Annotated in this window: 8 protein-coding genes; 2 read left to right on the top strand and 6 right to left on the bottom strand. The window is 35.1% G+C overall.

Annotation, left to right across the window (positions count from 1 at the left end; translation table 11 throughout):
* Positions 1 to 57: 57 nt before the first annotated feature.
* The 3 genes from rpoN to asnS all read right to left on the bottom strand — a co-directional run bounded on the left by rpoN (position 58) and on the right by asnS (position 3,499).
* Positions 58 to 1,518 (bottom strand): RNA polymerase factor sigma-54, encoded by a 1,461-nt coding sequence (rpoN, locus tag BUB89_RS03505; protein ID WP_073242034.1) that lies wholly within the window; start codon positions 1,516 to 1,518, stop codon positions 58 to 60.
* A 52-nt stretch (positions 1,519 to 1,570) separates the two neighbouring features.
* Complete coding sequence (locus tag BUB89_RS03500; protein WP_073242032.1) at positions 1,571 to 1,966, bottom strand: GxxExxY protein; 396 nt, start codon at positions 1,964 to 1,966, stop codon at positions 1,571 to 1,573.
* 99 nt (positions 1,967 to 2,065) lie between these two features.
* Complete coding sequence (gene asnS, locus BUB89_RS03495; protein WP_073242030.1) at positions 2,066 to 3,499, bottom strand: asparagine--tRNA ligase; 1,434 nt, start codon at positions 3,497 to 3,499, stop codon at positions 2,066 to 2,068.
* A 938-nt stretch (positions 3,500 to 4,437) separates the two neighbouring features.
* Here asnS and BUB89_RS03490 point away from each other — a divergent pair.
* The gene (locus BUB89_RS03490) at positions 4,438 to 5,496 is read left to right on the top strand and encodes a hypothetical protein (RefSeq protein WP_073242028.1); all 1,059 of its coding nucleotides are present in this window, start codon (positions 4,438 to 4,440) and stop codon (positions 5,494 to 5,496) included.
* A 78-nt stretch (positions 5,497 to 5,574) separates the two neighbouring features.
* Here BUB89_RS03490 and BUB89_RS03485 read toward each other — a convergent pair whose 3' ends face one another.
* Positions 5,575 to 8,193 (bottom strand): MGH1-like glycoside hydrolase domain-containing protein, encoded by a 2,619-nt coding sequence (locus BUB89_RS03485; protein WP_073242026.1) that lies wholly within the window; start codon positions 8,191 to 8,193, stop codon positions 5,575 to 5,577.
* Positions 8,194 to 8,407: 214 nt separating this feature from the next.
* A complete protein-coding gene (locus tag BUB89_RS03480; protein ID WP_073242024.1) occupies positions 8,408 to 9,460 on the bottom strand; it encodes an MORN repeat-containing protein in 1,053 nt (350 codons plus the stop codon).
* Positions 9,461 to 9,686: 226 nt separating this feature from the next.
* Between BUB89_RS03480 and BUB89_RS03475 the strand changes: the two genes are divergently transcribed.
* On the top strand, positions 9,687 to 12,179 hold the full coding sequence (locus BUB89_RS03475) for a DUF5686 family protein (protein ID WP_073242022.1): 2,493 nt from the start codon (positions 9,687 to 9,689) through the stop codon (positions 12,177 to 12,179).
* On the opposite strand, the gene BUB89_RS03470 is transcribed toward BUB89_RS03475, so the two are convergent.
* Positions 12,176 to 12,505, bottom strand: coding sequence for a DMT family transporter (locus BUB89_RS03470; RefSeq protein WP_073242021.1), 330 nt, complete (start codon positions 12,503 to 12,505; stop codon positions 12,176 to 12,178). The genes BUB89_RS03475 and BUB89_RS03470 overlap by 4 nt on opposite strands.
* Between the last annotated feature and the right edge of the window lie 2 nt (positions 12,506 to 12,507).

The raw sequence follows: 12,507 nt of genomic DNA, 5'->3' as shown, positions 1-12,507 counted from the left end.
TTTTGTTGTGTTTTTTTGTCTCACAGAGCTTTTAGACGTATTCTTTTAAACGAATAATTATATCTTCTTTCGCATTCTGGCTACCGGAATATCCAGTTGTTCTCTATATTTAGCAATAGTTCTTCGGGCAATAGGATAGCCTTTATCTTTTAATAATTCAGCCAGTTGATCGTCAGGAAGTGGTTTTTTCTTATCTTCTTCTTCAATAATATTCTGAAGAATTTTTTTAATCTCTAATGTTGAAACATCTTCTCCCTGATCATTTTTCATGGCTTCTGAGAAAAATTCCTTTATTAATTTAGTTCCATAAGGAGTTTCTACATATTTACTGTTAGCCACACGCGAAACGGTCGAAATATCCAGTCCTACAATATCAGCAATGTCTTTTAAAATCATCGGTTTCAGTTTGGTCTCATCGCCATCTAAGAAATATTCTTCCTGATAATGCATGATGGCATTCATAGTCACAAAAAGGGTTTCCTGACGTTGTTTTATCGCATCAATAAACCATTTGGCCGAATCCAGTTTTTGTTTGATAAACTGTACCGCTTCTTTTTGGGAATTTGATTTATCGCGGGAATCTTTGTATGTCTGCATCATTTCCTGATAATCCTTAGAAACATGCAGGGAAGGAGCATTTCGCCCATTCAGACTCAATTCTAATTCATTATCAATAATCCGAATGGCAAAATCAGGGACTACATTTTCGGTAACTTTGTTGTTACCGGTAAAACCGCCACCCGGTTTTGGGTTTAGTTTTTCTATTTCGTGAATGGCTTTTTTAAGTTGCTCATTCGAAATATTGTATTTCTGAATCAGTTTGTCGTAATGTTTTTTGGTAAAAGCATCAAACTGATTTTCTATAATATCTGCCGCTAATTCCACCGAGTCTGTTGGTGTTTTGTGTTTTAATTGCAATAATAAACATTCCTGTAAATCTCGGGCACCAACTCCCGAAGGTTCTAACTGATGAATGACCTGCAACATGCGTTCTACCATATTTTCATCGGTATAAATGCCCTGTGTAAAAGCCATATCGTCAACAATATCAGGAATGCTGCGACGAATGTAACCCATGTCATCGATGCTTCCTACCAGAAATTCGGCAATTTCTCTTTCGTGATCGTCTAAGATAAAGGTGTTCAGCTGATTGATTAAATCCTGATGAAAACTAATAGGTGCAGCCAGTGGCGACTCGCGTGATTCATCGTCATCACTGTAATTATTAGCCTGAGTTTTATAATCAGGAGTGTCATCGTCACTTAAATATTCGTCAATGTTGATGTCGTCAGCATCAATGCTTTCGGAGTCATCATAATCATCATACTCATCATTATCGTATTCGTCTTTTTCGTATTCCTCTTCTTCTTTTCCGGTTTCCAATGCCGGGTTTTCATTCATTTCTTCTAAAAGACGTTGCTCAAAGGCTTGCGTAGGCAATTGAATTAACTTCATCAGCTGAATTTGCTGTGGAGATAATTTTTGTGATAATTTTAAATTTAAGAATTGCTTTAGCATAGTTAAGGCACTAATTTATTTTTAGCCACTAAGGCACAAAGGCACAAAGTTTTTAATATTGTTTTTTTGAGTTGATAAATCTTTTAATACCGTTTTTTATCAATGGTACATTAAAATTAATTAAAAAGCCCAAATCTTTATTTAATAATTTCAAATGGCTTATAATTTGAGCATCCCAAACAGGATTTATTTGTTCGACTGCTTTTACTTCAATAATGATAGAATCTTCAACTAATAAATCCAATCGTAAACCTTCACTGAATTCAATACCATCATAAATAATTGGAATATCAATCTGTCTTTTTACATCTAGTCCCGCTTTTACGATTTCATGAGCTAAACATATTTCATAAACCCTTTCCAGCAAACCAGGCCCAAGTTCCTTATGAACTTTGAACGCAGAATTAACTACGATTTTTGCAATGGCTTCGGTTCTTTCTGTAATCATATTCTGTTTTTATCGGCAAATTCTATTTTCCGAAATAAAATCTTTTTTTAATTTAAAAAAGCTTAGGGTCTTCGTGTCTTCGTGGCAAATCCTCGAGTCTTAAAACTCTGCATTTCCCGGTGTTCTCGGAAACGGGATTACGTCACGAATATTAGTCATTCCGGTTACAAAAAGCACTAATCTTTCAAATCCCAGTCCAAAACCGGAGTGAACCGCACTACCAAATCTTCGGGTATCCAGGTACCACCATAATTCCTCTTCGTCAATTCCTAAGGCTTTCATTTTTTCGACCAAAACATCAAAACGTTCTTCTCTTTGTGAACCTCCTACGATTTCTCCTATTCCCGGAAAAAGAATATCCATCGCACGAACGGTTTTTCCGTCTTCGTTTAAACGCATGTAAAACGCTTTTATTTTAGCCGGATAATCAAACAGAATTACCGGACATTTAAAATGTTTTTCTACCAGGTAACGCTCGTGTTCACTTTGTAAATCGGCACCCCATTCGTCAATGATATATTGAAATTTTTTCTTTTTGTTGGGAGTGGAATCTCTCAAAATGTCAATCGCTTCGGTATAAGAAACGCGTTTGAAATTGTTTTCCAGAACAAAATTCAACTTTTCTAACAAAGTCATTTCGCTTCTTTCCGCCTGTGGTTTTGATTTTTCTTCTTCTAAAAGTCTTCCTTCTAAGAACTTCAAATCATCTCCACAATGGTCTAAAGCATATTTGATTACATACTGAATAAAATCTTCGGCCAAATCCATATTGGCATCCAAATCATTAAAAGCCACTTCAGGCTCAATCATCCAGAACTCAGCCAAATGGCGGGAAGTATTCGAATTCTCCGCTCTGAATGTAGGGCCAAAAGTATATATCTGTCCCAAAGCCATTGCAAAAGTTTCCCCTTCCAGCTGACCTGAAACCGTTAAATTAGTATGTTTCCCAAAGAAATCTTTCTTATAATCAATGTTTCCTTCTTCATTTTTTGGCAAATGGTCTATTGGTAACGAAGTCACCTGAAACATTTCGCCGGCACCCTCAGCATCGGCACCCGTAATGATGGGCGTGTTGACATACACAAACCCTTTTTGCTGAAAATAATTATGTACTGCAAATGACAATACCGAACGCACTCTCATAATTGCCCCAAAAGCATTGGTTCTCACACGTAAATGCGCATTTTCACGCAAAAATTCAAGAGAATGTTTTTTAGGTTGCATCGGGAATTTCTCCGGATCCGAATCGCCCAGAATTTCCAGTTGGGCAACCTTAATTTCATATTTCTGACCCGCTCCTTTGCTTTCAACCAAAGTTCCCGTTACCGAAACAGCTGCTCCGGTAGTGATTCTTTTTAAAATTTCGTCGGCTGTATTTTCAAAATCCACCACACATTGGATGTTGTTGATGGTAGAACCGTCATTCAAAGCAATAAATTGATTGTTTCTAAAAGTTCTAACCCAGCCTTTAGCGTTTACTTCATGAAGCGTAGTAGTGCTGCTAAGTAAGTCTTTAACTTTAGTATGCCTCATTGGTGTATCAATATTGATTAAAATAATACTGTTTCTATGACACAAATATAATTCATTTTTTCAAAGCAGTAAACCCAATCCATTCAATTAGGAGCTCAATCCCGCTATACATTTCAATCTTATTGTTTTTAAAGGAAAAACAATAAGGATTTTCATTTCTATCGGGGCTAGGGCGTAGTGTAATTATCGTTTTTTATCGAAAAAGGTTTGTTTCACAAAGCCACACTAACAAAACACAGAGATTCACGAAGGTTTAATAAATTACCGCTGGATGTATCGTCCCTACGGGACTTTCTAATGTGTATCATGTTTCCCCCGAAATAAATTTCGGGGCTACAACATGGATCGTTCCTACGGAACTTTTTGTGAAAATCTGGTTTAGAAATTCAATACGTTGTATAGCATGCTATCTAAGAGCCGTAGGCTCGATATATTTTGTAGGGATGGATTTTAATCCATCCAAAATTGACGATAATTTGTTTTAGTGCCGTAGGTACGGAATATATTCAGGTTATTTGTGTTTTGATTATGTACGTTACAAACGCTACTAACGATTTATTTATCGTCCCTACGGGACTTTCTAATGCGTATCATGTTTTCCCCGAAATAAATTTCGGGGCTACAAGATGTATCGTTCCTACGGAACTTTTCTGTGGAAATCGATTGTAAAAATTTAATTCGTTTTATAAAAGCATGTCCAAGAGCCATAGGCTCGTAATATTTTGTAGGGATGGATTTTAATCCATCCGCAATTGAAGGTGCATTTTTTAAATGCCGTAAGTATGGAATATAATATTTCAGGTTATTTCTGTTTTGATTATCCGCGTTAGAAACGCTACGGTTTTTATTTAAATAGGTGCTTGATGTAATCGAGAACCAGTTGAAGTGATTTTTTGTAAAAAAAAGTGTATGTTTGAATATGATAAAAAATAGTAAAAGTGATAAAGAAAAAATTTATGCAACTAATCAATATAATTTCATCAGGATATGAATATTTTAAAAATTTACCTTGGGAAGCAATAATCCTATTCTTATTATTTTTTAGTGCAATAGGTCAATTTTTTATCTCAAAAGCGGACGGAAAAACTAAAGAAGAATTGAGAACAAATACAGTAGAATTAATAAAAACTGGAGAAGAAACAATTAATAACCTCAATGAATTAAGTGATAGAGCCAAAATTGATCAAAAAGCTGCAAATAAAGCTTATAAAAAACTAGAAAAAACTTATGGTAACACTATAATAGGTCTTGAAAATGATAATGAAAATTATCAAGCTATCATAGATAATTTAAAAACAACACTCAAGGCTAAAAATGAAATATTAAAATCACAAACTGAAATGATTTCCAGATTGACAGGTGGAAATAGTTATCCTTACATCAAAATAGAGGATAATAAGTTACAAATATATTTAGAAGGTGAATATGGAATTCCCTATTTGAATGTAGAAATTTCTTTTGTTAAAAATTATTTAAATTTGAGTAAAGAAGAAATAGCTAAATATTATGCAACTCTTAAATTAAATCCAACAAATATCACCTTGTTTTATAATCATTTGTTCAGAAAACTTTATGTAAATAAATATTATCAAGAAATAGAAATTCCAGATGATATTTTAAAAAGTTTAATTGAAGATGATTGTTCTGGTTTTGACATAAAATTTGAATCGGATTATAAATCATGGACTCAAAGAATTAGATTAGTAAAAAACAAAAAGGATAAAAATAGATATGAAGTATTTAATGTTTTATATGAATCTAAAGACAAAAAAGTTAAGTATTCAGAAGAAATGGCTAAAACATTAATTTTAGAAGCCACACCTAATTTTAAAGATTTTTTTAACGATGAAATAAAACAATCTAAAGGTTTTGAGAAATTAAATTTAGGATATGTTGTTATATTCTATCCATTTATAGATGTGGTCGAATTTAAAGAATCAGAAATAGATCAAACTGCTCAGTATTTTGTTGTAAATCAATTTAAATACAAGTATTAATATTCTTGTAAAAAAAAACTAAAAATCCCATCTCGTTACTAAAAACAAGATGGGATTTCTTCAATTTATAAAAGTTATTTAACTATTATCCTCCATTTCCAAGATCAGGTTAGCAATCAATGCCGTCCATCCGGTTTGGTGGGAAGCACCGAGTCCTTTACCGTTGTCACCATCAAAGAATTCGTAGAATAAATGTTCGTTTCTAAAATGTTCATCGTTAGCAAAATGCTTGTCGTGATCATCAGAATGGTATTGAAATTTACCTTCTCCGTTTCTTTCAAACAGCCTGATTAATCGTTTGGTCAATTCGTTAGCAATTTCTTTTAAATTCAGTTTATTGCCTGAACCCGTTGGGAATTCATAGATATAGGTGGGGCCATAAAAAGTATAGTATTTACGTAACGACGTAATAATCATGTAATTGAGAGGCATCCAGATAGGGCCACGCCAATTAGAGTTTCCGCCAAACATAGCCGAACGGCTTTCGCCCGGTTCATACTGGATTTGGTGCGACCCATTAAACACAAACGGATGATCTTTATGGAATTTAGAAAGCGAACGGATTCCATAATCGGACAGGAATTCATTTTCATCCAGTAGGCGTTTCAGCAAATGTTCTAACCTAAAACCACGCATGATGGAGAACAGAAAATTCCCTTCGGGATTGGCTTTTTCTAAATTAGAAATCAACGAAGCCAGATCGGGGCGGGTTCGGATAATTTCATTAGCTCGTTTTCTAAAATCTTTTAATTCTTCAAACAGATCTTTATGCATGATTTCGACAGCAAACAGAGGAATAACGCCTACTAGAGAACGTACTTTTAAACGCTCGGTTTTACCATTGGACATTTCGACAACATCATAATAAAAATTGTCCTGGTCGTCCCAGAGCGAAATGTCTTTTTTTCCAATATGGTGCATCGCCCAGGCAATGTTTAAAAAGTGTCGGAAAAACTTAGCGGATACTTCTTCGTAAATTTTGTTAGTTTTTGCCAGTTCGAGTGACATGCGAAGCATATTCAGCGAGAACATTGCCATCCAGCTGGTAGCATCGGCTTGTTGCATTTTCTTAATTCCTTCCGGCATGTGATTGCGGTCAAAAACCCCAATGTTATCTAGACCTAAAAATCCGCCTTCGAATAAATCGGTTCCGCTGGTATCTTTTTGGTTTACCCACCAGGTAAAGTTGATCAGGAGTTTCTGGAATGCTTTTTCCAGAAATGGAGTATCGGCCTGTCCGGTGCGTTTTTTGTCTTTTTCATAAACGGTCCACACTGCCCACGAATGTACAGGAGGATTCACATCGCTAAAATTCCATTCATAAGCCGGAATCTGACCATTAGGATGCATATAGCTTTCCTGTAAAACCAGCAGCAACTGTTGCTTAGCAAAATAAGGATCGATTTCGACAAAAGAAGCCATGTGAAAAGCCAAATCCCAAGCGGCATACCACGGATATTCCCATTTGTCAGGCATGGAAATGACATGGCGATTAGTAAGGTGTTGCCAGGAATAATTGCGCATATTAGAACGATTAGGCTGGTCTTCTTTAGGACCGCCAAAAAGCCATTTGAAAACATCATTATAATAAAACTGCTTGGTCCATAACAATCCTGAGAAAGCACTTTTAGCAATCGCACGATGCGTTTCGGGGATTTTTTCGTTTATAATTTCGTTATAAAAAGCTTCGCATTCTGTTTTTCGTTGGTCAAAAATACTTTCAAAATCAATCCATGGATTTTCTAATTTGAGGTTGCTTAAACGGAGTCTGATACTTTTTTCCTCACCTGCTTTTAAGTCCAGTTCATACCAGATAGCAGTTTTTGTTCCGGTTTTATTCGGGTTTACAGTGGGTTCTCCGTTTACGACATGATTGTTAATCCCGTCTTTGACATAATCGTATTCGTTGTCAAACTTGTAAATACGTTCGTTGTTTGTTTCGTTTTCACAAAACAATTGCTTTCCGTCTTCATGATATAAATAATAATCTTCAATACGGCTGCTTTTAGAAAGCACCACATTTTCAGAAACCGATTCCATATTAGGTCGTGGGTGTCTGTCATTGTGTTTCCAGAAATTACGAAACCAATAATGCGGAAGTACGTGAATTTTAGCAATTTCACTTCCTCTGTTTACCACGGTCACTTTCATCAGAATATCTTCGACACCACCTTTGGCATATTCGATATAACAATCAAAATAGGCGTTGTTTTTAAAGGCTTCGCTGTCTAAAAGTTCAAATTCAGGTTCCTCGCGGCTGCGACGGTTGTTGTTGACTATTTCTCCGTAAGGAAATTCATTTTGTGGATACTTATACAGGTATTTGTTGTAAGTATGAGTGGGTGTCGAAACCTGGTGGAAATACAATTCTTTGACATCTTCACCATGATTTCCCTGATTATTGGTTAAACCAAATAAGCGTTCTTTTAAAATAGGATCTTTTCCGTTCCAAAAAGCGGGTGCCAGACATACAATTTCTCTTGAATCGCAAAAACCCCCAATGCCTTCTTCTCCCCAGCGGTAGGCATTGCTTCGTGCTTTGTCATGGTCTATAAATTCCCATGCTTCTCCGTGCTCACTGTAATCTTCCCGAACGGTTCCCCATTGTCTTTCGGCTAAATAGGGACCCCATTTTTTCCAATTTCTGTAATTATCAGTAACGGCTAATCTTCCTTTTTCTGAATTGGTTTGCCCCATATCGTAATGTGCTAGTTAGTGGTATTATTAGTGCTAAGACCTGTTTTTAAAACCCCTTTTTAATGAGATTTTTAGGTGGTCTTGAGTAAAAATAAGTTTTTTTTCCACAGCAGCCCATTCGATGAAGAACTATTGTCTAATTATAGGTATTGCGAAGTTTCTTTTTGTTTTTTATAAAAAAAGAAGTGTTTTTTTTGATGAAATAGTAGCGGTTTTACTCTGTTAGAACACCATCTTTATAACTGGCTTTCGGTTCACCATTAGCTTTATAGAGGATTCCGTTGAATTCTTTGTGGTCTTTCCATTCGCCAACAAATTTTTCTCCATTAGAGTAAGTCATAGTTCCTTGCCCATTTTGTTTGAAGTTTAAAAACGAACCAACGTATTTATCACCATTAGGCCAGGTATAAGTTCCTTGTCCTGTTCGACTGCCTTCTTTCCATTCACCAGAATATTTTTCTCCATTTGTATAGTCGATAGTCCCTTGACCATTCATTCTACCATCTTTCCAATAGCCTGTATAATTGTATTTTTCACTAATGTTTATAAACGTTCCTTTGCCGTCAAATTTACCATCTTTCCATTGACCATTATATTTCAAGCCATTTCTATAAGTTTCTATTCCTTGACCATTTGGTTTTCCATCTTTAAATTCACCTGTATAAACAGCTCCATTTGGGTATTTTCTAGTTCCTTGACCATTTGATTTTCCATCTTTAAAATCGCCTGTATAAACATCTCCATTTTGGTTTATTCTAGTTCCTTTACCGTTATATTTGGTGCCGGTATACATTGAGTTTTTTATGAAAATAACAAATCCTAAGTCATTACCTATACCAGAACTCCATTTGCCAGCATATTTAGTGCCATTTGATGTGTAAAAAACACCTTGTCCGTAGAATTTACTGTCTTTCCATTCGCCAACATATTTAGTACCAATATTATAAATTATTGAGCCTTGCCCGAAAAAATAGCCATCTTTAAAATTGCCACTATATTTATATCCATTTTTAACTTCATAAGTTCCATAACCTTCTAGTCTATTGTTTTTCCAGTTGCCCTCGGCAATACCACCACGTAAATTTGCTTTACCTTTTCCATTGGCTTCATTTTTTCCGTTTTGAATGGTGTATTCTCCTTTGTAATAACCACAATTGTTAGGAAAAGGACAAATCGAGATGGAGTCTTTTCCAGTTGTAGTTATTGTTGTGTTTTGCGCATTGCAAATAATACTAACTAATAAAAGGAAGATTACGTTTCTGGTCATTAGGAGTTGGTTTTAGTTTTGTCAATTCCAAATATATAAAATTTAAGTTTAGTTTGTAAGAAAAAACTATTTCAAACAAAAAACTTCCCGTCTTGGCTCAAAAGGGAATTTTGAATATTTTCAAACATTCAAAAATCCGTTCCGATAGTTTATCAGGACGGATTTTTTATTCTTACTTTTGCCATACCAAAACCGATTTACAAGCGTTTTGCTACAAACATTCCCTATGAAGCAGCTACTTTTGTTATTCTTTTTTACGCTTTCGCTTCAGGCACAATTTCAAATCAACGGAATTGTAAAAGAATCTGCTTCTAATCAGGCTTTGGCTTTTGCCACCATTACCACAAATAATGGCATCAACAGCATTACTGATGTAGATGGAAAATTTGCTGTTATTTCAAAAACACCCATTACTTTTTTCACTGTTTCTTATATTGGTTACACCAAAATAAAAACGGATGTCCAAAAAAATACGGGTTTTTACACGATATCTTTAACGCAAAAAACAGATCATTTAAACGAAGTTGTAATTAATCCTGAGAATGCAGCTTTATCTATTATAACCAAAACAATCGCGCTAAAAGACAATAATAATCCGCAAAAAAGGCTGCCTCACTTTGCTTATAAAACCTATAATAAACTCATTGTCTCAGCAAATCCGGATTCTATTTCGGGACAAATTGATTCTATTATTGTCAGAAGGACTAAAAAAGGGATTTATTACAAAATAGATTCTACGAATTACAAATTTAAAAACACGGTCAACACAAGGCATTTATTTCAAACTGAAAAAATATCGCAGTTTCAGTTTACTGACAACACCTTAAAAGAAACCATTTTAGGAACCAAAATGGCAGGCTTAAAACAACCTCTGTACGAAATCTTATCTTTCAATCTGCAATCATTTTCTATTTATGATACTAAATACGAATTGTTTGAGACCAAGTACATCAGCCCAATTGCTGATAATGCTCCTGAGGAATACCATTATAAATTACTGGATACCGTAACCATTAACGGCAGAAATTCCTATATGGTTTACTTTAAAAACAAAAAGAAAAGCAAATCCAAAGGGCTCGAAGGCGTGTTGTATATTGATCAGAATAGTTATGCTGTTGCAAAAGCTACGCTGCGTATCAGAGGTTTATTGAATATAACCAGCAATCATGAATTTGAATATTTCCCCGAGGAAAATATCTGGTTTCCTGTTCATAAAAATTTCCGGATTATCAAAGGAAAAAATGACGATGACATCAGGATTTTTGGCGGAACAATACAATTTGACGGTGACGTAGATGATTTTAAATCCCGAAAAAAACAACCTTCTGATTATATCTACCTGCGTTCAGAAAGTCATAATTTTGATATAGAAAAAAACAAAAACACGGTTCTTAAAAACCCTTATTTTGCAGTAGAAATTGAACAAAATGCGTTTGATAAAGAAGAGTCTTTCTGGAACAGCTATCGCAAAGACAGTATCGATATTCGTTCTAAGAAAACGTATAGTGAATTAGACAGCATTGCCTTAAGAAAAAAAATTGCCAGCCGAGTTCGTTTAGGCAAGAAAATCATCAACGGCTATTTACCCATTGGTTTTTTTGACATGGATTTACGTAAAATTTTCAGTTACAACAACTACGAAGGATTCCGTTTAGGATTAGGAGGTGTAACGAACGAAAGGCTTTCTAAAAATTTCAGAATTGAAGGTTATTATGCTTACGGGACTAAAGACGGGACTTTTAAAGGAAGTATTGGAGCCGCAGTAAGAATGGACAAAGAAGCTAATTCCTGGTTGGGTTTTGCCTATACGGATGATGTCAGAGAAATTGCGAGTACTACTTTTTCAACCGAAAAAAAGCCTTTTAAAATATACGATCCTAGACCTATTAACATCAGTACTTTTTACAACTATGTAAGTTGGAAAAGTTATTTTGAAACTAAAAAAATCCCAAAAACAGAAAGCATCTGGGAACTTACGCATAGTGAGATTGAACCCAAATTTGATTATGCCTTTCTGCATAAGGAGAAATTATACACAGCCTATACCATGACAACCGCAATGGTTTCTATACAATGGAGCCCGTTTAGTGATTTTATGCAAACACCCACAGACCGGATTGAAACCGAAAAACGTTTCCCAAAATTCAGTTTCCAGTACAGCCAGACATTAGGCAGGTTATGGGGTAATGATTTTAATTTCAGCAAATTTGATTTCAAAACCGAATATGAAAAGAAATATTTAAATGGGCAGAAAACAAGCTTGCTCTTTCAGGCGGGTTATGCTCTGGGCGATGTTCCACTGACACATTTATACAATACTTCGCCTAACAATATTACTAAAGAAAATATTCTAAAAAGAATCACTTTTGGGGGCAAAAACAGTTTCGAAACTATGTTTTTCAATGAATTTTTCTCTAATAAATATGCTTTTTTCCAATTCAAACACGCTTTTAACCGCGTTACTTTATTCCAGAAAGTAAAGCCTTCGCTTGTTTTAGTTACCCGAGCAGCCTGGGGGAATTTAGATCATCCGGAGCAACATGCAGGACTTGATTTTAAAACCTTAAACGATGGTTTTTTTGAATCAGGTATCGAATTAAATCAAATTTTTAACGGCTTGGGTTTAACCACTTTTTTCCGCTACGGTCCTAATCAATTACCAAGATTTGAAGACAATATTGCTATAAAACTAAGTTATGTGCTGAATTTAGGATTTTAATGGGTGGACACAAACTTCAACCCGATAATCGAAGCAATAAGCGTACTAATAAAAAAGATTCTCCAAAAAGTGGCAGGTTCTTTAAATACAAAGATTCCCACTAAAACGGTTCCTACGGCTCCTATTCCTGTCCAGACCGCATAAGCAGTCCCAATGGGCAATTCCTGTGTGGCTTTGTATAATAAAAACATACTCACCGTTAAACTCAACAAAAAACCAATCATCCACCAGGCCGATTCCATCCCTGTAGTTTCTTTGGCTTTGCCAAGACAAGAAGCAAAAGCTACTTCAAATAATCCGCCTATTATCAATAAAATCCAACTCATTT

Origin of the sequence: Flavobacterium flevense, assembly GCF_900142775.1 — a bacterium.
GTDB lineage: Bacteria > Bacteroidota > Bacteroidia > Flavobacteriales > Flavobacteriaceae > Flavobacterium > Flavobacterium flevense.
This window is presented reverse-complemented; position numbering and strand designations above follow the sequence as displayed.